Source organism: Azotosporobacter soli (assembly GCF_030542965.1).
GTDB lineage: Bacteria > Bacillota > Negativicutes > SG130 > SG130 > Azotosporobacter > Azotosporobacter soli.
Genome location: NZ_JAUAOA010000023.1, coordinates 1 through 22742, shown reverse-complemented (window position 1 = coordinate 22742; position 22742 = coordinate 1). Strand labels below are relative to the sequence as shown.

Here is a 22742-nt window from a genome sequence, read left to right as displayed (position 1 = left end):
CCCTATCATATCAAAATCGCCGCATTCATGCACTATATCGCATCAGGAAAACTCATCCTGATTTTCATGCCCTCACCCGGCTGGCTCCAACATTCGATCGTACCGCCAAACTGTTGCGTGACAAGATTGTAGACGATGCAAAGGCCAAGGCCAAGCGCACCTTGCCCGCGCCGCGTCGTGAAAAAGGGATTGAACATCTTGCCCAGCACCTCTTCACTGACGCCTTTACCATCGTCTTGATATATCACATCGAGTCGCTTCTTTTCACGTCGTACGCGAATTTCGATATGCCCAACCTGTTCCGCTTCGTAGGCATGTAAAATCGAATTGTTGATCAAATTTACGATGACCTGTGAAAAAGCGGTTGGAAAGCCATCCATTTCTTCTTCTTCCGCACATTCCACCGTCACCTGATGCCTGCCTTTATGCAAAAGCGGCGCCATGTTTTGCAGGATCTCCGCCAGATGCAAGCGCAAATTAAACGGACGCCGCATCTCCTTCATCTGATCGACCGACACCTGCTTGAACGTTCCGATCAAGCGCGCCAAACGATTGAGATTTTTCAGCAGCATTTGCGCCGCCTCTTGTTCCTCTAGAATCAGACGCAGCACTTCTGATTTACGCATCCTTTCCTGTTGCGCGCAGCGTTGCAGCTGTTTCGCGCTTTCTTCCAAATGCGAAGCCAGCGTGATCGCCACGCCGAGCGGCGTATTGAGTTCATGTGAAACGCCGACCACCATATTCGTCATGGCCACCATTTTTTCCGACTGCAGGAGAAACTCCTGCGTACGGCGCAGTTCTTCCAGCAATTGCGCCAGCTCTTCATTTTTCCCCAGCAGTTCTTGCGTACGCAGATTCACTTTACGCTCCAGTTGTTCATTGGCCTCACGCAAATCATCTTCCGCTTTTTTTCGCTCCGTGATGTCATGCCAGGTAAACAGCACGCAACGGTTGCCGCCCAGTTCAATCAAATCGCCCGCCATCGTACCGATCCGCACTTCACCGCTCTTCGTCCGCCAATGCGCCTCCAGATCGCGCACCATCTTCTTGTCAAACAGTTGCCGCCAATATTCGGCCCGCTCGCGCGGATGCAGCCATAGGCCGAATTCTGCCGACGAGCGCCCAAACACTTCACTTTCTTCATAACCGAACTTTTCAAAAAAAGCATCGCTCAGTTCAAGATTGCTCATATCCGTCGCCCGAACAATACCGATCACATCGGCGCTGCAGCGAAAGGCCGTAGCAAATTTATCCTTCGATTCCGTCATCGACCGCTCCGCGTGCATATGCGCAAATATTTCCTGTTCCAGCGTCCGATTGTTCTCTTCCATTTCACGATACGCCAACAGCAGCGCTTCACTGGCAGCGTCCCGTTCTTTGCCGGCAAGCGCGAGACTTTCCGCCATCGCATTGAGACTTTGCGCCACTTCTGCCAGCTCCGGGCTGCAAGTCGTATCGATCCGTCGCTCCAGTTCTCCGCAGGCCATGGCTTTAGCCGCAGCGTTAATTTCTGTAAGCGACTGCATCATACGACGGCGGGAAAGCCAAACAAAGCCAATACTGGCCGCGACTGTGCCAAACGCAAGCAGCAACACGCTCCAGAAAATTCTTGTCTCCACTTTGCTTCCCCTCCTTTACGGCGAAAAACATCTACTGATATCTTTCGGTACAGCCTTTCATTTCCCTGCCTTATCCCCTCTTAGAGATCGACGTCGGAGTTTCCCGCCAGACGGTGATAACGATATACCGGGCGCCCCACACTGCCGTAGCCGACCTGCGCCGCGAGAAGCTCCAACTGCTGCAGATATTTCAGATACTTGCGCATCGAGCCCAGTGAAATTCCGACTTCCGCGGCCATGCCGTCAGCGGTAAATTCGCTTTCGTTTTGAGAAATTTTCGCCCAGATCCGTCGCAGCGTATTGCGATCCAGGCCTTTCGGCAGCGTCATATCACCGACAGCGCTGCGCCGCTGCAAAACATATTCGTCCAGTTCCTGCTGATCGAGACGCTGCTGACTGTTCATCAATTTACGCCTCTTTTTATAAGCTTCCAGCGCCGCTTGAAAACGGCTGTACTCAAACGGCTTGATCATATAATCCACCGCGCCGCTGCGCAGCGCCGCTTCGATGCTGTCCTGGTCACTGGCCGCTGTCACTAAAATGACATCCACCTTATAGCCTTTGCCGCGAATCGCAGCCAATAAATCCAAACCATTCATCCCGGGCATAAAAATATCGAGCAAGATCAGATCAACCGGCTGCCGTTCAAGAAAGACCAGCGCATCACCGCCGGTTTTCACCAGTCCCGCCGCCGCAAAACCGGGCACACGTTCCAGATAACGCCGGTTCAGCTCGGCAACCATCGGATCATCTTCTACAATTAACACCTTAATCATTTACTTCCCCCTTACTTTCCGGCCCGCTTATGCCCGGCGCGTCCTCATACGGAATGATGATTCTAAATTCCGTGCCGTCTTCCGGAGCACTGTCATAATCGAGCACGCCATGCAAACGTTCCAGACTTCGTTTCACCAAATAAAGACCGATGCCCCGCTCCGGTCCTTTTCCAGAAACGCCGCGCTGAAAAATCGCCGCCCCCAGCTCAAAAGGGATTCCCGTTCCGGTGTCGCGCACCAGGATGCTTAAGCCATCTTCCACCAGGCGAATGCTCAGTTCAACTTCCTTTTCGGCGGCGTCCTTTACGGCGTCAAACGCATTTTCCAGCAGATTGCCGATAATCGTCACCAACTCATGCACCACCGTGTCCGGCTTTAATTTCGGCAGCCAGCTCTCCTCCGCCAAGCGCATCACGACGTCTTTCTCGCGCGCCGCACTCAGCTTGCTGAGAATGAAGCCCGCCATCACCGTATCCTTAATCCGGCGTCTGACAAAGTCGACTTCCGTACGATGCTCTTTGACCACTTTGTTGACATAGTCCGCCAATAGCTCGTAACTCTCCAATCGAACCAAGCCCAAGACGACATGGAACTGGTTCATAAATTCATGCGACTGCGAGCGCAGCGCTTCCATATATTCACGTACGCCGGTCAATTCTTCCGCCAATTGGTTGATTTCCGTCTTGTCTTTAAAGGAAGCGATCGCTCCGACAATCTTTCCCTCTACCAATAACGGCACCCGGTTCGTCAACACCGAAACGCCGCAAAAATCCTGCTCCTGATTCAATTCCGTCATCCCGGTCCGCACCACTTCCAGCAAACGGCTATTCGGCACGAAACGATTGACCGGCTGACCGACCGGTTCACCTGCGACGCCATAGAGACTCAAAAGACGCTTGGCCTCTTCATTGATCAATGTGATCCGCCCGTCGCTACCGATTGCAATGATGCCTTCCCGCACCGATTGCAAAATTCCGTTGCGCTCTTCCAGCATCGACGCGATTTCTTCCGGTTCCAAACCGAACAGCGTCTTTTTGATATTGCGCGCCAGCATCACAGCGCCGGTAATGCCGACCGCCAGACCAAGCAGGCTGGCCACCAAGAGCAGCACCTGCATTCGCCGCGTCGCCACCTTCACATCGTCCATCAAAAGTCCGACCAACACAACGCCGATCTGCCGTCCCTCCGCGTCGATGACCGGCGTAAACGCGCGCAGCGAATAACCGAGCGTTCCCTGCGCGATCGAACGATATTCTTTGCCGAGAAGGGACTCTTTTTCATCACCACCGGCAATGCGCTGACCGATCAGTTCGGGATTCGGATGCGAACGCCGCTTCCCTTCCATATCAAACACCGTAATGAACTGGACATTCGTGTCCACCATGCTTTGACTGGCATAGGCCTGTATCTCGCCATCATCGTCGCTGTGGCTCAAACTTTGCACCACGACCGGCGCTTTGGCAACCATCCGTGCGACGCTGACCGTCTGCCGCCACAGATCGTTTTCCTTTTCATCCGCCACAAGTTGGGACACCAGGAGATTGCAAACCAATAGCGCAATCGCCACCACGCTACAGCCCAGCAAAATAATCTTGCTTTGCAAATCCAAACTCTTCTTCACGTCTTTACTCCTTCGAACCATCCACTATTTGCATCATACTGTATCACTTTGCGCTGTGCAAGCTCAGTCGTGCACAAAAAGCAAACGTTTTTATGGCGCATATAAATTTAATTGTACGTATTTTTACGTAAATAAGATTTCCTTTTTTCGCGCTATAAAATGGCGCAGCCCTCTGTTTCTCTGCTTTCACTCCTTTTTTACGCCTGTCAGGATTACACTTTGAACTGCACTTCATTTTCCGCGGACTTTTTCCACCACCACGAGACATTCAAAAATTCCTTTTCTCATAATACTTTGCCTGCCGCATACCTTCAAGCAGAATATCTGTTATTTTTTTCAGCAACCTCCATCCTGCACGCTCGCTTTTTTAAATCCTTTCCTTACAATTCGCCACGCCTTTTGCTTTGATTTGTACTTTTTAACAGGACAACTATTATTTACCACAGGATGCCGCACTTTTAGCACGTCTTATAGTTATTCAAAGCCGCTTCTTTTCTCGCCTCCGCATTAATTTTCGCACTATTGCGAACAACATTTTTGTTACATATAATACTTATAGTAATCATAACTACTATAAACTACAGGAGGTAAACTATGTCTGAACAAACACAGAACAAACTGACCCTGGTCCCACTCGTCCTTATGATTTTCACTTCCGTCTTCGGCTTTGCCAACATGCCGCGTTCCTTTTATCTGATGGGTTACGCCGCAATTCCCTGGTATATCTTGTCGGCGTTCACTTTCTTTTTGCCGTTCGCCTTCATGATGGCCGAATACGGCGCCGCTTTTAAAAACGAACGCGGCGGCATCTATTCCTGGATGGAAAAATCCGTCGGCCCTAAATATGCATTTATTGGTACTTTTATGTGGTATGCTTCTTATGTCGTTTGGATGGTCAATATCTGTTCCGCGATCTGGATTCCATTCTCTAACGCGCTGTTCGGTTCCGACATTACAGCCAGTTGGGGCGTCATGGGCTTAAAATCAACGCAGGTCTTAGGCATTCTCGGCATCTGCTGGATTCTAAGCGTCACTTATATTGCCAATAAAGGTTTAAAGAACATCACAAAGGTCACTTCGATCGGCGGCACCTTTGTCGCGCTGCTCAACATTGTATTGCTGATTGGCGCTGCCGCGGTACTGCTGGCAAACGGCGGTCATTTCGCCGAACCGGTACTCAGTGATGCGGGCAACGGATTCTTCCATGCCCCGAACCCCAAATATCAATCCGGTCTTTCCATTCTTTCCTTCCTCGTTTTTGCCCTCTTTGCTTACGGCGGCATTGAGGCCGTCGGCGGTCTGGTCGACCAAACGGAAAAAGCGGAAAAAACCTTCCCGCGCGGCGTCGCCATTTCCGCTTTCATCATCTCCATCGCTTACTCGCTTGGCGTATTCCTCTGCGGCCTGTTCACCAACTGGGCTGACGTACTGTCTGCGAAAAACGTCCATATGGGCAATGTCGCTTATGTCCTGATGAAAAACCTCGGTTATCAGCTTGGCCACAGCTTCGGCGCCGCTGAGCCGACTTCGCTTCTCCTCGGCATCTGGATGGCTCGTTTCGTCGGCCTTTCCATGTTCCTCTGCCTAAGCGGCGCTTTCTTCACGCTCTGCTATGCACCGCTCAAGCAGATGATCGAAGGAACGCCCGCCCAATTGTGGCCGAAAAAACTGACGCTCCTGCACAAGACGACCGGCATGCCGGCAAATGCGATGTGGGCGCAGTGCGGCATTATCATCGCCTTTATCCTGATGATTACCTTCGGCGGCGAAGGCGCTTCGAAGTTCTTTAATAAGTTAGTGTTGATGACCAATGTCGCGATGACGCTCCCGTACATGTTCCTCTCCGGCGCCTTCGCTTCCTTTAAAAAGAAACAGGAAATCCACAAACCGTTTGAAGTCTTCAAAAGCTACCGCAGCGCCTTGATCGCGAGCGTCATCGTGACGCTGACCGTCGGTTTCGCTAATTTCTTCACGATTATCGAACCGGCGATGAACGGCGAAATCGACGACACGATCTGGATGATCGCCGGTCCGGCCGTCTTTTCAATCATTGCGCTCGTCCTCTATGGACGCCAGGGCAAAGCGAATTCTTCCGACAGCGAAAACATTGCTTAAGACTATTTTTTCCGTCCGTGTCGCACGTTTTGTCGGCACGGACTTTTTCTTGCGTTAAGCCGCCTTAGGATTTTTTTAAAAGCGTCGCCATATTGTTCGCCGATCGGTGCTATAATGAAAGTCAGATGGATTTTTATAGAAATCGAGGTACTGTTTTTCATGATCATCTTAAAGAGTGAACGGGAAATTAAATTGATGCAGGAGGCCGGAAAACTGCTGGCCGATTGCCATAAGGAAATAGCGCAGTTGATCCGTCCGGGCATCACCACGTTGGCGATCGACGCCTTCGTCGAAAGCTATCTGAGCAAACATGGCGCAACGCCTGAGCAAAAAGGCTATCACGGCTACCCCTACGCAACCTGCGCTTCCGTCAACGATGAGATCTGCCATGGCTTTCCAAGCAAGAAGCCGTTGCGCAACGGCGATATCGTGACAATCGATATGGTCGTGAACCTGAACGGCGCACTGGCTGATTCGGCTTGGAGTTACGCGGTCGGCACCGCTTCCTCCGAAACCAAACGCCTCTTTGAGATCACAAAGACGGCGCTGTATAAAGGCATCGAAAAAGCCGTTGTCGGCAATCGCATCGGCGATATCGGTCACGCGATCCAAACTTACGTCGAAGCAGAAGGCTACTCGGTCGTGCGCGACTTCACCGGTCACGGTCTCGGACGCGACCTGCACGAAGACCCGGCCGTACCGCATTTTGGCGCACCGGGTAAGGGCGCAAAACTGAAGGCCGGCATGGTCATCACGATCGAGCCGATGGTCAACGTCGGCGCCTGGCAGTGTAAGATGGATCAGAACGGCTGGACCGCGCGCACTGTCGACGGCAGCCGCTCCGCACAATATGAACATACCCTGGCGATCACAGAAGAAGGCCCCCTGATTCTGACCGCACAAGATGAATAAAGAGAACAAGAGGCTGTCTCAACTGAGACAGCCTCTCTTTTTTTAACGTATTACTCCCTGCGCATAGCAGGGAACAACTGTCAACGCATCTTGCCGCAGGCAGTACCGGACATCGTCCATCAGGTCGAGATCCTGCAGGCGCTTGCCGTTGCGGCTGGTCACCGCGCTCGCCACCAAGTTCGCTTGCGCTGCCCGATACATCAAGAGTACGCCCTGCGCCGCATCGGTCAGTTCCGTTTCGGCCAATGCCGCCAGCTTTTCCGTCAGCAGACCCGCGCACAGGCTGTCTTCGAGCGAAAACAGACCGTCCGTTCCGGCGCAAACGATCAGGATATCCTTGCCGCTTGCAGCGGCGTCGGCGCAAACGGCGGCCGCATTCAAAAACGAACCGATCAACGTGCGATACGCGCCTTCCGTCGATTTGATCGCGCTTGTACCGTTCGTCGTCGTCATCACGATCTGCTTGCCCTTCACCTTCGCGGACGAAAATTCCAAAGGCGAATTGCCGAAATCATACCCTTCGATCCGTATCGACTTTCGCTCACCGGCAAACAACGTCGCACCGCTTTGTTTCGCCAGCTCTTGCGCGTGTTCGACCGAAAGGGCGGGTAAAATCGCTGCGCACCCATTGGTAAGCGCGGTGACAATCGAAGACGTCGCGCGGAATATATCGAGCACGATGCAGACCGTAGACGTTAGCTCTCTTTCTTTGACAGTACCAGGCAATAATGCAACATCAATTTTCATGCGATTCTTTCCTTTCCAACTCGTTCTTGCTTATTTCGCTAACGAACCATTCTGATCAATCACTTTTACATCTTTTAAGCCATAATAGCGGCAGAGGCCATACTTAGATACCGGATTGTTCCATTCAATATAATAAACATGGAGCAGCGCCCGATTCGTAATTGGCACGGGACTCAGTTCCAAATCGGTTTTGCCTTGTTGCACCATTTGCCGGATATAGACAATTCGCTCCTGATCCACCCGGTCGACAATCGCATACTGCTGCAGCGTTACTGTCGCCAGCGGCAAAAGCAGCAATCCGATGAGCGCTGCTGCTGCATATTTTTTACTTGCAGCGCCAAGAAAACGTTCTTTGACCTGCGCTACGGATAAGAGCGCCATCACGCCAATGATGCAGAACACCACCGTGCCGAATGTCGCGCGCCCCGGAAAACGCGGCGACCCGATCATAACGAAATTGTTTAGCAGCGCCAAAGAGAGAGCCAGAGCAGCCGCACCGACTTCCGGGTATACCGCCGCCAGTTTTCGCCAGCCGACCTTTGGCTCCAAACCTTTGACGTCGCATTTGCGCAGCGTCATTTTTTTCGCGAGCTGTTTATATATCTGCGTTATCACAAGCAGGTACAAAGCCATTTCCTCCAGGCCTGCCAATGTATTCGAAAGCTGCACCTGCAAATGGCCGGTAGCAATCCCCAGCGGCACCGCCACTTTATTGAATAAAAGCTGACCCAACCAAAGCGAAAGAAATTTGCCGTTACAATAGGATATCACGATAAGCGCAATCACCGACCAGTTTAATGCGGCGGCAACACCACGACCGGCAAGCATCGGTTTTGGCATTTGCAGGCCCTGATGCGTCACGGCATATTCCACGCGAACGGCGCGCCACAGCAAAACGCCGAATAGAACAAGCGGCAGCATATAAAGCAGCATTTCACCGCTAGCGGCAAGGATATTCGTAACGTGTACGATCGGTTTGGCGCTTTGTTCGGCGTAGCGAACATAGTTGCCCGGAGCGCCTGTCAATAGCGCACCGCCAAGGACAGCCCCTGCAAAACCGGAGCACATCCACTTTTCAAGGTATTTTTTTCGATAAGCATCCCATATCAAACAAAGCACCGCAAAAATCATCGTCACCGCCGTATTTTCGACCGTCCAGCCCGCGATAATGCCAGCCGGAAAAAAGAGCACCGCATTCAGCCAAGTATCCTGCAGCGGCGACCTTTTCCAAAACGCCAGATGATACGGCAATAAAAAAGAAAAAATCAAGACTGCCGTCAGCAAATATACGCACGCGCCCGTCATCCAGATGTTGACGGAACCGAATTGCGGAAAGCACAACCAGCAAAACAAGGTGATCAGACCCAAAATATACGGGTTGAAGCGATTGGTCAGCGTTCGCTGCGAATGCCAGTAAACTAAAACAATCAGTGCGACAAACAAAAACGCGTTGAGCGGATTGAACCATTGTTTCCCGAGCAGCAGAAAACTGTCTAAAACGGCAAAAGCGACCATCCGGCCTCCATGCGTCAGATAATGCAGCTGCAGCGACTGATAGACATCCGACCAACTCGCAATCTTATCAAGCGTGCCCCAGATCAACGCATACTCATAATCATCGCGATGTAGCGGCATCCATATGTTCAGGGTCAGCATATAGGCAAATACTGCCCCAAGCATGCCCCAGGCAAACCAGTTTTCCTTTGTCAAAGGTTGAACCTCTTCGGATCCTTTATCGATACTCACTATCTCTTCATCCCCCATCGTATACTCGAAATATAATTTTATCACTCCCGTTATTTTGCGTCAATCAAGCTCTGGGCAAAGAAAAACCCGTCTCTTTTGAGAGACAGGTTTTTCTTGTTCTAACTCAGACCTCGAATTTTGCCACTGCCGACTGCAGTTCGCCAGCGGTCGTCGCCAAGGCTAGGCTGGCCGAAGCGACTTCGTCCATGCTGGCCGACTGTTCTTCCGTCGCGGCCGAAACCGTATGCGCTTCATCGGCGTTGGTCTTGCTGATGCTGTCGATATGCTGCACCGAGCCGACCAGATCCTGACTGCCGACCGCAATCTGATCGATTGCATCAGAGACTTCCTTGATCTGAATCGATAGAGTCTCGACCGCGCCTGCAATCGTTTTGAACGTTTCACCGGCTTCGCCGACCATCGTAACACCGGCGACAACGCCTTTGCTGCTGGACTGGGTCGCTTGGATCGCTTCCGCCATATCCGTTTCATTCTTTTGTATCAATCCGGCGATACGCTGCGCCGCCTGATTGGAATCCTCGGCCAGCTTACGCACCTCTTCGGCTACCACGGCAAAACCGCGACCCTGTTCCCCGGCGCGCGCCGCTTCAATCGCAGCATTCAGCGCCAGTAAATTCGTCTGTCCCGCAATCGAAGAAATCAGATTGACAATCTCGCTGATTTCCTGCGATCCTTTTGCCAGTTCGCCGATAGCGTGTTCCACCGCCTGTGAACCATTGCCGATTTCTTTCATCTGTTCAAGCGCCTGACTGATGACGCGGCCGCCTTGGCTGGTATTTTGCGCAGCCTGTGCGGCAATGTCCGAGATCAGTTTTCCGGTCGCGGCGATTTGCTCGATACTGCCCGACATCTCTTCCACCACGGCCGACATGTTTGTGACCGCCGTAGCCTGGCTGTCGATGCCGCCGGCAATCGTCGTAATCGAATCGGCAACCTGGCTCGCGGCATCGGCCGATTGCTGCGCATTCGCGGTCAATTCTTCGCTCGATGCGGCAACCGTATCCGACTGCGACTGCACCTTGGTGATCAATTCCCTAAGATTCCGGGTCATCACATCAAACGCCCTCGACAGCTGCCCGATCTCATCGTTGGAATCAATCAGAATATCACGCCGCCGCAAATTTCCTTCGGCCAGAAGCATTGCTTCGTCTCGCATCCGGCTGATCGGCATCGCCAGTTTGCCGCTGACGATCCAAATGACAAGCGAAGCGAGCAGTACCGCGCCAATCGCGACGCCCAGCATGATCTTCGTCAGATTGTTTACTTCACGCGTCGCCTCTTCCATCGGCGCCGATACGACCATTATCCACTGCTGCCCCTCCGACACTTGAAACGGTGCAAAGATTCCCAAACGATTGACTCCGTCGGTGGCGGCATATTCGCCAAGTACCGCCTTGCCGCTTTTCGCGGCGGCAAAATTCTTCATCAAACGTTCATCCATTTCTTTCGTAGCGGCCTTGACAACCGGATCGATTTCCTTTTTGCTCAAATCAAGCTTGCCGATCAACTCCGCCCGCTTTGGATGTGCAATGACCAGGCCGCCGTCATCGACCAGAAAACCATAGCCGGTCTCTTTGAATTTCAGATCTTTCAGCATTTCACTGGCTCTGTCGAGTGATAAATTGCCGCTGATCATCCCGATCAGCTGGTTTTGGCTGTTAAGCACCGGCACGCCGATAATCACGGCCAGTTTGCCAGTTGAGCGCGAAAGCAGCGGATCGGAGACATACGGTTTTTTCGTTTCTACGACCTTCTTATAATAATCACGGTCGCTGACATTTGTCACGCTTCCGTCATTACGAAAACCATTGCCGTCCGGTTGAATGAAGTTCACATTATCGAAACGAGACTGCCGCTTTTGTAAATCTGCCAGCAAAGAGCGTATCGCAGCCGGTTCCTTGCCCATCTCAATTGTTGGACTGTTCGCTAACTCTTCCAACTGTATTCTCAGATTGTCAATATCACCTTGAATTCGCTGCGAATAATCCGATGCCACCGCCATCGCCGTATCATCAATGCTTTTTTTCAAATACTGATTGGCGAAATAATAACTGAGCAGCGCCGAGACGCCCAGTGACAGTACCAACAACGAGAGCATGACGCTTAGCAGCTTCCCCCGTATTCCGCCAATCGCAATTTTCTTCTCCATAATGAAACCTCCTTTTTAGTTATAACCCTTCTTCTAATACACATAATTAAGTTACACTTCTCCACTTAACAATCGTTCCCCTGTGTCCGTTCTCTTTTCGCACATTTTCTAAGTATTGTGTAACTAAAGTAATTCCAAAATCCTATCTTATTTATATCTCTCCTTATGATCCAATATTCTTTTTTTTTCAGTTTTTCTCCTGTTTCTATTTCTTTAGAAACATGTATACTTTCCCCCTGCAGGTCTCGTAAAAAAGAAGTCCCGCATTGCTTACAAGCAATACGGGACTTCTTTTTTCATGCGCCTGGCAGACGACGATATAATGTTTCGTCCAGTCCGGCCAAAAACGGCGACGGCTGGTTACGATAAAAGAGACGCAGTTCGTGTAACGTCCGCGTGCAAATCGTATAAAGGAGATTGCGCTCTTCTTCGCGTCGATAATGGCTTGCGTCGGCATCGACCACCAGCACCGCATCAAATTCCAACCCTTTCGCCAAGTACGACGGAATGATAACAATACCGCGATAAAAACCGCCATCTTCTTCCACCGCCAGATTGACGTTCAATTTTCCTTTTAGCGCAAGGAAAATCCGTCGACAAGTTTCGATGTTCTTGCCGATGATGCCGATCGAGTTCCAGCCAGCCTGTCGGATTTCTTCGATGGCCGCCAGCAGCGTCGGCGCTAACGCCTGCGGACTGGAGAGCTTTGTCAATGCCGGAAGCACACCGCTGCGATTGACCGAGTCGGTCGGCATCGTCTGACGCAGCAGCGCCTGGCAAAACGCCTGTATTTCGCGCGTCGAACGATAACTTCGACTCAGTTGAAAGGTATGCGCATCGGGCAACGCAACAATTTCACTCATTTCGGCAAAGCTAGCTGTGCGCAAAAACGGGTGAATCGCCTGTGCCGTATCGCCGACCACCGTCCAAGTACACTCGGGAAACATGCGGCTCAAAATCTTAAACTGCAGCGTCGTATAATCTTGCGCCTCATCGATAATCAGATGTTTGACGTCGCGTCGCACCGGAAAGCCCTGCCACATGCCTTGAAAATACAAAAACGGCGCCAAATCTTCATTCGTCAGGATGCCGTTGTTCAAAAACGCCAATGTTTGCCGCTGAATGGCTGTCCATTCCGACGGAAACGCTGCAACGCGAGAAAACTTTGCCGCCAGCCAATTTCCTTTGAACAATTTGCGATACGCCGCGAGCGGCGTCAGGCGCGTCAGTTTGTCAATCCGTTCAAAAACCGGGCGCAATTCATTTTGCGCCGCCATGCGAGCCATCGCCTTAATCGTCTTCTTGTTCACTTCATTCGTCGTCGCCAGAATCTTTTTTTCCTGTTCTGTACGGATTTCATAAATCAACGGACGTAATGCATCGTGAACCAGTCGCCTGATTTTGTCCAAGCGGACATGCGGCGGCATCGCTGCAAACATGTCTTTATAGTAACTGCGCCATTTCTCTTTACTGAAAACCACTTTGTCGCGCAGCATGATATCCGGATAATCGTCGACCAAATCTTTTTCCAGCCAGCCCAGATACGCCTGCAGGATCTTTTCCCATGCAGCGGACGACTTGAAGCGGATATTGGCCGCCCGTACGGCTTGTGCATCACCGCCGACAGGGGAAAGAACGACTTCCAAGTGCGCGGTACGAGTTTCAAAGCGAATCGGCTGCTCGGCCATCACCTCCGCGGCATAATCCTGAAACGTCATTTGCAAGACGTTTTTTTCGCCCATTTCCGGCAAGACATTGGATATATAATCGCTAAACACATGGTTCGGCGAAAGGATCAGCACATTTTTCTCATTGATGCTTGCGCGATCGCGGTAGAGCAAGAAAGCGATCCGGTGCAGCGCAACCGAGGTCTTACCGCTGCCTGCCGGCCCCTCAACAAAGAGCGCCCGATACTTTCCGTCGCGAATGATTTGATTTTGTTCGCGCTGGATGCTGTTTACAATCGTATGCATCTTGTCGTCGACGCTCTTACCGAGAATCTCCTGCAATACTTCGTCGTCTATTTTCAAATCGGCGTCAAACATGAACTGCATCCGTCCCTGTTTGATCTTATACTGCCGCTTCAAACTGATCATTCCATCGATCCGGCCGCCGGGGCATTCGTATCCGGCCTTGCCCAGACCAAAATCATAAAACATGCCCGCGACTGGTGCACGCCAGTCATAAACGAGGAATTCACCGCTTTCCCCATCGCTCAGCGACGCCAAGCCGACATATATCGCTTCCGGCGTTCCCAGGACAACACCTTCAGATTCCGCAAAATCAATTCGGCCAAAATAAGGCGCATCGAGCATCTTGCGCAAGTTGCGCGGCAGCTCGTGCACGATCGTCGAAAGCGCTCGTTGCCGGTTTGCCGTCTCCACCAGCTGCGCCTCGTCAGCAATGTTGCCGCCGCATAAGCCCCAGTAATCAAGCAGCGTATCGCGCGTTTCCGAATGTTTCTCGCTGCACAGATCTTCACTGATCGCCAACTGGCATTCCAGTTGCTGCATCGTAATCGCCAGACGTTCTATTTCTTGTCGTTGTTCTTGTTCGTTCATGTATGCTCCTTCATTGTAAATAGAAAAAGAGACAACCCGCCAAGTTCGCAGTACGGGCAAAAGCCATACCGCAGCGTGGCAGGTATCGTCACTTACACTATACACGATGCCGGATAAATTGTCCATTTATCACGAAATGATTTCCGAATTCTGCATGCAAACAATCGGCAATTTTATATAAAAAACCGCACCGTCCTCTTTGTTTTCCGCCCACAACTTCCCGCCATGCCGCTTGACGATAATATCATACGAAATACTAAGTCCCAGCCCCGTTCCCTCGCCAACCGGTTTTGTTGTGAAAAACGGATTGAAAATTCGCGTCAAATGCTCCTCACTGATTCCCCCGCCGCTATCGGCAATGCTGCAGCAGACATACTCCGCTTCTTGCCAGCTTTTCAGCGTGATTCGTCCCAAGCCGCTTCCTGACTGACGTTTTTTGATCGCTTGCACTGCATTCATGATGATATTCAGCAACACTTGATTGACTTCGCCGCCCAATGCTTCAATCTCTTGAACCGGCTCTAGCTGCGTGACAACATCGGCAACATATTTCAACTCACTGTTAGCGATCAACAGAGTGTTGCGTATGCCTTCCAGCAAATTGTACTGTTCCTTTTCGCCAAGCTGATCAATCCGGGCAAACGCCCGCAAACTTTTCACGATCTTGCCGACCCTTTCCATGCCTTCGCCGGATTCTTTAAACAACGCCGGCAGGTCATCCAAGATGAACGCGAGCTGCGCCGCCTGCGCCTGCTGTTCAATGCGCTCCGCCAAGAGACGCGCTTCGCGGACATCGCTTTTCAACACCTGACTGCGCAGCTGCCGTCCAAGTTCCAGCATTTCACTGATCTTAGCCACATAGCTCTGCAATGTGTTCAAATTGCTCATGATGAAACCGAGCGGATTATTGATTTCATGCGCCACCCCGGCCGCCAATTGTCCGAGACCCGCCATTTTTTCCTGTTGAATCAACACGCCTTGCGTCTGCTGCAGTTTTCGCAGCATCTCTTCCAATTCGGCCGTCTTATGCTGTAGCTCCTGATCGACTAATTTGCGTTGAGTTATATCCTCTTGAATGCCCATCAGATGGATGATTTCCCCCGCTTCATTCTTTACCGGTGAAATCACGGCATTTGCCCAATAATAACCGCCGCTCTTCGTACGATTGTAAAACTCGCCGCTCCAGCTTTCGCCCCGCAACACCGTCTGCCAAAGACTTTTATATACCGCGTCCGGCTGACTACCCGATCTCAAAATCCGCGGATTCTCGCCAATCGCTTCCTGTTCCGTATAGCCGGTAACACGGCAAAATTGCGGATTCACATATTCAATGCTCCCTTGGCGATTCGTAATAATCACAACGTTCGTACTTTGCTGCACCGCCTGAAATAAAATTTTCATTTTATCCGCTGCATCTGACCGCTCAGCAAGAAAATTCGTTGCAGCAGTTTTCCGCTCCATTTTTTCCAGCTCCTTGTTCTTTTATCGCTCTGCTATTAGCACTTCCCTGTCATTCCATTTTTTACCTTCTTTTGTTTGAAAGATAGAAAAAACGTCCCAAGCCTAAGCTTGGGACGCCTTGTTTTAAATGGTGACCCCGGAGGGATTCGAACCCCCGACCTATTGATTCGAAGTCAAGTGCTCTATCCAGCTGAGCTACGGAGCCATTGGTTCACCGCTATTATTGTACCGAATCCATTCTGCTCTGTCAATGATCAGCAGACCGCCGTCTTCTGTCGTAAAACTTTTAACTGATTTTATAAAACTTTTATCTTTTGGTTATCAGCCATTTATTTTCATTTTTTATACTAAAGCCAGAGAAACCAATACAAAGAAATCAGGAGGCTATAACATGAACAAGCTAAAAGTAATTTATGATGTGGTAAAAAATTTGCGTGCCAAAGAGCGCGCCGCCGGAATTGTCAAACTGGAAATCAAAAAAGATCAAAACACAATTTTTACGCTGCAAAATGAATTCGAAAAAAATTTACTCACCAAACAAAGCAAATCCATTATTCACACCACGCTCGACTACGAAGGAAAACAAGTCCAGCATCAAAGCACGACCGAATTCAGCAATTGTTGCCATAGTCGCGGGCACGCTTTCGGCCATCATCACCGCCACATGGGCCGCTGCTGCGGCTTTAAGGCCAAACTAAGCAAACTGGCATTGGCCTTCCATCTTCTACAGGAGTTGCAGGCTGAAGAGCAGGCCGATCATACGATTCGACTGACATTGAACCTGACAAAACTGCCCGAAGAACTCAAAGAACTCTTGGAAATGGCCAAAGAACAACATGGTGAAGGCGACGATTGCTGCGTCAGAAAAGAACTCGCCGCTTTGACGGAAGGAAAATTTTCGCTAACCGTTCTCGTCAGCGAAAAGAGCGATATTCAAACGGCGACGCTCGCCTTCGACGGCGTGCAGCGCAGCGAAGAAAAAGGCAATCACACGCTCCAATTCTCCGGCGATCTACAGTTTAAAAAATAAGCCGCCAAGCAGAATCGTCACGGGTGCAGCCAAAAATGGTTTGCACCCTTTCGGTCATTTGCACTATAATGCGGCTATACGGAAAAACGGCAGGTGATTTGATTATGTTTAAATGTCGCGCCTCGCGCTCTCAGCCGGACACGCAGCCAAACAGTTGCTGCAGCGATCCTTTTCTCATGCGTCTGCGCATGATTCACGGACATCACCATCGCGACTTTCATCGTCATCATCGCAATTTTCGCCGGCTTCGCCCGATCCTTTTACTTTTTAACCTGTTGCTCTTATATTTGTTATTCACTTGGCTTGGTTTTGAAGGAGTCGCTCTTTTTCTCGCCGCTTTGATTATTATAAAAGAAGTCGCGCATTTTTTCTTTCTCGAACGTTTTGAAAAAAGAATTTTTGTCCCGCTCGAAAACCTTAAGTTAGGTATCGATGAAATTGCCAACGGAAATTACAACGTGAAAGTAAATTGCGCCGAGCCAAACGATCTCAGCTTGCTGATTCTTTCGTTCAACGAAATGGCGCAAAAATTGGCCGAAAGCGAGCAAATGCAGGCTGAGTACGAAGCCAATCGCAAAGAATTAATCGCCAACATCTCGCACGATTTGAAAACGCCGATCACCGCTATCCAAGGTTATATCGAAGCGCTGTGCGACGCACAGACGCCGCCGACTGCGCAAGAAAAATATTTACGCACGATCCATTCCAACGCCATATACATTAATAATCTGATTGACGACTTATTCCTCTTCTCCAAGCTGGACATGGCCAAGCTTGAGTTTTGCTATGCCCCCGTCTCGATCCGCCCATTTCTCAGCGATTTTATGGAAGAATATGAATTTGACCTGCGCGAAAAAGGCGTTTCCTTTCAGTATTGCGACGCATTGACGCAAGACTATCAGATAAAAATCGACGGCAAGCGCTTTCATCAAGCCTTTAACAATCTGATCAGCAATGCGGTAACACACAGCACTGACGGCCAGCTCGCAATCCGCGTGACCGTATCGGCAGCGGACAACTGGCTTACGCTGGCCGTTTCCGACAACGGCCCCGGCATTCCCGCCGATCAATTGCCGTTTATCTTCGACCGTTTTTTCCGCGTCGACAGCGAACGCAAAAAAGACTACGCCAGTACCGGTCTGGGCCTTGCAATCGCCAAAGAATTGATTGAAGCGCATGGCGGCACGATCAGCGTCGTCAGCGAGCTTGGTCAGGGATGCTGCTTTTCGCTCCGTCTGCCGCTCTCAGACGCGCTGGAACAGGAGGCTCCTTTATGAAACGAATCTTGCTCATTGAAGACGACCGCGACATCGCCGAGCTCGAACGCGATTATCTGCAACTAAACGGCTATCAGGCCGACATCGTATCCGATGGTCTGCTCGGACTCAGCCATGCACTGTCCGGCGTCTATCATTTGATCGTCGTCGATCTGATGCTGCCGAAAAAAGACGGTTTTGAAATCATCAAGGAAATTCGCCGGAACCTCGAAGTGCCGATTCTTATCGTCTCGGCGCGCAGCGATGACATCGACAAAATAAGAGGCCTCGACTTCGGTGCAGACGATTATCTGACAAAACCATTCAGTCCCGCCGAATTGGTCGCGCGAATCAAATCACATATCAAACGCTATGAACGCCTCAAAGGCCCTATTGCCTCCACCGTCCTGCAACATCGTGGACTCGAAATCACTCCGGCCTCGCGCAAAGTCAGCGTCAACGGCAACCCCGTCACCTTTACCGCCAAAGAATATGATTTGCTGTTTTTTCTGGCTTCCAATCCAAACATCGTATTCAGCAAGTCTCATTTGTTCGACACGCTGTGGGACGATGACTTCTGCGGAGATACGGCGACTGTCGCGGTTCACATTCAAAAAATACGCAAAAAAATTGAAACCGACCCAGCCGCACCGGAATACATCGAAACGCTTTGGGGTGCAGGCTACCGCTTCAACGCTTAAACGACAAAAGACCTCCAGCCTAAAACAATTGGCCGGAGGTCTTATTTTATCCGTTTTATTATTGCGCTGCAAAGCCGTCCAGCATCGCCAGCAGGATGGCCGCCGCATTCGCAGCCGCCTTGGGCAGGAATTCCTCGAACGAGCTATGCGCGCCGGTCGATGCGTTATCAGAGATCGAACGGATTACGACGAACGGAACTTTGTTCAAAACGCAGACATGACCGATTGCCGCGCCTTCCATTTCCACCGCGGCCGGTGCGACCGCATCGACGATCCGCTGACGCAGCGCCGAATCGCTGACGAAAGTGTCGCCGCTCGCCACTCTTCCGGTTGATACGCCGATATCCGTAATGGACTGCGCCGCTTTAATCGCCGCTTGGCGGTACGTCGCATCGGTTTGCATGAACTGGCCGATCTCCGGCAATTGCCCCACCTTGAACGATGGCCATACCGTACTCAAATCATAATCGTGTTCAACAACCTCATCCGCTACGACAACGTCGCCAATTTCCAAACTCGGGATTACGCCGCCCGCGCAGCCGACATTGACAACTCCGGTCACGGCAAATTCCGAAATCAGGATTTGCGCACACAGCGCCGCATTGACCTTGCCGATGCCGCTTTTGACAATGACGACTTTTACTCCCTTATAGGTTGCGACGAAGAATTTCAGCCCGGCCTTTTCAACGGTCTTTTCGGTCTTCACCTTCGTCAATAACAGTTCGATTTCTTCCTGCATCGCGCCAATAATTCCCAATATCATTTCATTCATCATCCTTTCCTTTTTACGCTGACCAACAAAACCATACTTCGCTAATATTCTGTCCCGACGCAAAACTTCCTGCCGCTACTTCTGGAACCAGCCGGCAGCCGCCCTTTCGCTGATCTTGCTGCCGTTAAACAGTCCCCGTATCGCATTCAGCGTATCCGAGGGATTCATATCTTCCTTATAGCCCAAAGCGGCAAACTCACGCCACACCAGCTGCTGCATCTCGGGCGTTAACGCCGGCAACTTGCCGATCGCGTCCACCACCGTTTTTATTTCATCACTATCCATCAGATCAAGAACACTACGCCCCCGTTCCAAACCGATCATTACCAGAAACGCGGCCGCTTTTTGTAATGACTTCATTCTCTCCCTCCTCTGCTTCGCTTTTTATTTTACCACGAATCAGCGTAGAAAGAACAAGTTAAAACAGCAGCCATCGGCTGCTGTTTTAACTTGCGTTATGCTTTTATCGGCCTGCTTTTTACAACAAACTTCACACCTCGAATTGCTTCACCGTTTCCTGCAGTTTTTGCGCCATTTCGGCCAGATTTTGGCTCGCCGACGCGATTTCCTGCATCGACGCCGACTGTTCTTCGGTCGCAGCCGATACCGTCTGCGTTTCCCCAGCCGCCTTCTTGCTCAACGCATCAATCGTTTTCATCGATGAAACGATGCTTCGGCTTCCATTGTCGATCTGTTGCATCGCAGACGAGAAGCCTTCGATTTGTTCCACTACCTGCCGCACCAATCCGTCGATTTCAGTGAACGCGCCGCCCGCTTCATTGACGACCTGTGTCCCAACGCTGACCTCATGTGTGCCGCTGTCCATCGCTGCAACCGCCTTCGCAGTCTCACTTTGAATTTCACCAATCAACGCGGCAATTTGCTTGGCGGCTTCCTGCGACTGCTCTGCTAGTTTACGAACCTCATCGGCCACTACGGCAAACCCCCGCCCTTGTTCTCCGGCGCGCGCCGCTTCAATCGCCGCATTGAGCGCCAGCAAATTCGTCTGCCCGGCAATGCCGGAAATCGTCTCAACAATCTGGCCGATTTCCTTCGAACGTTCGCCAAGATTCGCAACGACCTGCGCCGACGTGTTGACCGTCTCTTCGATCAACTGCATTTGATGCACCGCCTTGTCGATTGAAAGACCGCTCGCCTTAGCGCGTTCGGCCGCCTGCGCCGATTTTTGCACCGCTTTGTCAGCATCGACCGTCATACGCTCAATTCCGTCCGATATCGCTTTGACCACGTCTTCCGCCTGCTCAACCGCGCGCAATTGTTCGTCCGTACCTTGCGCGATATCGGTAATCGAACCGGCCACCTGGCTCGACGCCTTGGCCGATTCCTCCGCGCTGGCCGTCAACTCTTCCGAAGATGCCGCCACCTGCTCGGCGCTATGATTCACCTCAAGGATCAGCTTGCGCAAATTCCTTACCATCTTGTTGAAATCCGTTGCCAGAGAAGCAATCTCATCCTGACCATTAACGGTCGCCTGTACCGTCAAATCGCCGTTCGCTACGACATTCACCTGTGAAGCCAGAATTTCCATCGGCTTCGTCATCCGCTTCGCGGTGATGAACGTGACCAAAAGCACTAGGAGCATCGCGCCCAACGTAAGCGCCCCATAGAGCCACTTCAGCGCCGCCAACGGCTTGTACACGACCTCTTGCGGCACCGCAATCGCCAAGACCCAGCCCGTTGCAGGCACTTTCTTGTATACGACCATGACGTCCTTGTCATTAAAGCTGTACTTGATGAAGCCCCGTTCATTGCTTAGCATTTCTTTGGTTCGCGCCGCAGATGCTTTGTCGCTTTCATCATTCAATACATTCTTGTTCACCAGCTCGGCTACCGGATGCGCCAGCATCACGCCCTTTGCGTCAAGCAGATACGCATACCCCTCACCGTTCAGAGTGATATCTTTGATGCTATCGACAAGCGTCTGCATCAAAATATCTTCCGCCGCCACGCCGCGCAATTGGCCTGCCGCGTTTTTCACCGGCAGCGCGACCGACACCGCCATCTTCTTCGTAACCATATCCAGATACGGATCGGTAAAGATCAACTTATCCTGCGCTTTTACATCCTTATACCAGGAACGAGCGCGCGGGTCATAATCCGCCGGCGGCGTCCAGCCGCTGCCGTCAATCATTTTCCCTTCCGCCGAACCGAAATACACATCCGATAATTCCTTGTCCACCGTCTTGTATCCGGCCAGCATCGGCACCGTAATTTCACCGTCTCCGACCGTACTTTTCAGCGTTCCCACTGTAATTTCCAGCATCTTCGCTTTACTGATCAACCAACCGTCCAACTTGTTCGCATGCGCATTGATGCTTTCATTCAGTTCCCTTTCAATTCCGCTCGTCACTTGTTGTTCGGCAAATTTATAACCGACAATCGATGTAATCAGCAACACGAGCAGTGTCAGTACCGAAAAGATCAACGTAAGTTTGCCGCGTAATTTCATCTTGATTCCCCCTCATCGCTCATTCCATCGCGTTTGTCAGTACTTTTTTTCTTTTATCCGCCTCCCTTCTGCAAATCAGGACCACCCGTCTAACGGGTGGTTTGCTTTAGCCCTATAAGGGCATAATACTGGCTGAGTCTCAAGACTCGCTGAATAGTCCGCCAACCGCATAGCCTTTTCAGTCTACCCCTAAAGGGGTCTTATTTCGACTTTTTTGCTGGCTCACCCGTGAACGGGTCAACTAGCTCTTTCAAAGTAAGTTGCTCGGCGATCACATCGTCTTTTAACTGATTTTTGATATACTCTTCAATTGCTTTTTTATTTCGACCTACTGTATCTACATAGTATCCTTTACACCAAAACTGTCGATTGCCATATCGATATTTCAAGTTCGCATGCCTATCAAATATCATTAATGAACTCTTTCCTTTTAGATACCCCACAAAACTTGACACGCTTATTTTCGGCGGTATGCTTACCAACATGTGAACGTGATCCGGGCAAGCACTTGCTTCTATAATTTCAACACCTTTATGTTCGCATAGCTTTCTCAGTATAACTCCGATATCACTTTTTATTTTCCCATATATGATTTGTCTTCTGTATTTCGGTGCGAAAACTATATGGTATTTGCATTTCCATTTTGTGTGTGCTAAACTGCTGTTATCCATTTTGGATACTCCTCCTTTGTTAGTTTATGCGGTCGGCAAACCTGCATTTATTCTAGCAAAGGAGGCTTTTCTTTTCTACTTATAGCTATAAGCTTTCCGGAACCACACGCCTAG

The 22742-nt window shown here is 50.8% G+C and carries 17 protein-coding genes and 1 tRNA gene; 5 read left to right on the top strand and 13 right to left on the bottom strand.

Annotated elements, in window-relative coordinates:
- Positions 1-32: 32 nt before the first annotated feature.
- The 3 genes from QTL79_RS15370 to dcuS form a co-directional block, all read right to left on the bottom strand.
- On the bottom strand, positions 33-1619 hold the full coding sequence (locus QTL79_RS15370; RefSeq protein ID WP_346355848.1) for an ATP-binding protein: 1587 nt from the start codon (positions 1617-1619) through the stop codon (positions 33-35).
- Between the two features lie 80 nt (positions 1620-1699).
- Positions 1700-2395, bottom strand: a complete 696-nt coding sequence (locus QTL79_RS15365) for a response regulator (protein WP_346355847.1) — start codon at positions 2393-2395, stop codon at positions 1700-1702.
- A complete protein-coding gene (gene dcuS, locus QTL79_RS15360) occupies positions 2388-4016 on the bottom strand; it encodes a DcuS/MalK family sensor histidine kinase (RefSeq protein ID WP_346355846.1) in 1629 nt (542 codons plus the stop codon). The genes QTL79_RS15365 and dcuS overlap by 8 nt, the downstream gene beginning before the upstream one ends.
- 594 nt (positions 4017-4610) lie before the next feature.
- Between dcuS and yjeM the strand changes: the two genes are divergently transcribed.
- Together yjeM and map are read left to right on the top strand one after the other, a co-directional pair.
- Complete coding sequence (yjeM, locus tag QTL79_RS15355; RefSeq protein ID WP_346355845.1) at positions 4611-6131, top strand: glutamate/gamma-aminobutyrate family transporter YjeM; 1521 nt, start codon at positions 4611-4613, stop codon at positions 6129-6131.
- 114 nt (positions 6132-6245) lie between these two features.
- A complete protein-coding gene (map, locus tag QTL79_RS15350) occupies positions 6246-7043 on the top strand; it encodes a type I methionyl aminopeptidase (RefSeq protein ID WP_346355844.1) in 798 nt (265 codons plus the stop codon).
- A 42-nt stretch (positions 7044-7085) separates the two neighbouring features.
- Here map and QTL79_RS15345 read toward each other — a convergent pair whose 3' ends face one another.
- The 6 genes from QTL79_RS15345 to QTL79_RS15320 form a co-directional block, all read right to left on the bottom strand.
- Positions 7086-7790, bottom strand: coding sequence for a 2-phosphosulfolactate phosphatase (locus tag QTL79_RS15345; protein WP_346355843.1), 705 nt, complete (start codon positions 7788-7790; stop codon positions 7086-7088).
- A 30-nt stretch (positions 7791-7820) separates the two neighbouring features.
- On the bottom strand, positions 7821-9536 hold the full coding sequence (locus tag QTL79_RS15340; protein WP_346355842.1) for a DUF3329 domain-containing protein: 1716 nt from the start codon (positions 9534-9536) through the stop codon (positions 7821-7823).
- A gap of 124 nt (positions 9537-9660) precedes the next feature.
- Positions 9661-11706, bottom strand: a complete 2046-nt coding sequence (locus tag QTL79_RS15335; protein ID WP_346355841.1) for a methyl-accepting chemotaxis protein — start codon at positions 11704-11706, stop codon at positions 9661-9663.
- Positions 11707-12002: 296 nt separating this feature from the next.
- Positions 12003-14267, bottom strand: coding sequence for a HelD family protein (locus QTL79_RS15330; RefSeq protein ID WP_346355840.1), 2265 nt, complete (start codon positions 14265-14267; stop codon positions 12003-12005).
- Positions 14268-14396: 129 nt separating this feature from the next.
- Positions 14397-15728: a PAS domain-containing sensor histidine kinase gene (locus QTL79_RS15325; RefSeq protein WP_346355839.1), complete on the bottom strand. Its 1332-nt coding sequence runs from the start codon at positions 15726-15728 to the stop codon at positions 14397-14399.
- Positions 15729-15856: 128 nt separating this feature from the next.
- Positions 15857-15933 (bottom strand) — tRNA-Arg (locus tag QTL79_RS15320).
- A 186-nt stretch (positions 15934-16119) separates the two neighbouring features.
- On the opposite strand from QTL79_RS15320, the gene QTL79_RS15315 reads away from it, so the two are divergent.
- From QTL79_RS15315 to QTL79_RS15305, 3 genes are all read left to right on the top strand, one after another.
- On the top strand, positions 16120-16758 hold the full coding sequence (locus tag QTL79_RS15315) for a hypothetical protein (protein ID WP_346355838.1): 639 nt from the start codon (positions 16120-16122) through the stop codon (positions 16756-16758).
- A gap of 104 nt (positions 16759-16862) precedes the next feature.
- Complete coding sequence (locus QTL79_RS15310; RefSeq protein ID WP_346355837.1) at positions 16863-18035, top strand: sensor histidine kinase; 1173 nt, start codon at positions 16863-16865, stop codon at positions 18033-18035.
- Positions 18032-18715 carry a response regulator transcription factor gene (locus QTL79_RS15305; protein ID WP_346355836.1) on the top strand — a complete coding sequence of 228 codons (684 nt, stop codon included), beginning with the start codon at positions 18032-18034 and terminating at the stop codon, positions 18713-18715. Before QTL79_RS15310 ends, QTL79_RS15305 begins: the two co-directional genes overlap by 4 nt.
- A 58-nt stretch (positions 18716-18773) precedes the next feature.
- On the opposite strand, the gene QTL79_RS15300 is transcribed toward QTL79_RS15305, so the two are convergent.
- The 4 genes from QTL79_RS15300 to tnpA all read right to left on the bottom strand — a co-directional run bounded on the left by QTL79_RS15300 (position 18774) and on the right by tnpA (position 22628).
- Positions 18774-19478: a 5'-methylthioadenosine/adenosylhomocysteine nucleosidase gene (locus QTL79_RS15300; protein WP_346355835.1), complete on the bottom strand. Its 705-nt coding sequence runs from the start codon at positions 19476-19478 to the stop codon at positions 18774-18776.
- A gap of 84 nt (positions 19479-19562) precedes the next feature.
- Entirely contained in the window at positions 19563-19847 is a 285-nt protein-coding gene (locus tag QTL79_RS15295) for a hypothetical protein (protein ID WP_346355834.1), read from the bottom strand.
- Between the two features lie 130 nt (positions 19848-19977).
- Positions 19978-21957, bottom strand: a complete 1980-nt coding sequence (locus QTL79_RS15290; RefSeq protein ID WP_346355833.1) for a methyl-accepting chemotaxis protein — start codon at positions 21955-21957, stop codon at positions 19978-19980.
- Between the two features lie 200 nt (positions 21958-22157).
- Entirely contained in the window at positions 22158-22628 is a 471-nt protein-coding gene (tnpA, locus tag QTL79_RS15285; protein ID WP_346353254.1) for an IS200/IS605 family transposase, read from the bottom strand.
- Positions 22629-22742: the final 114 nt, after the last annotated feature.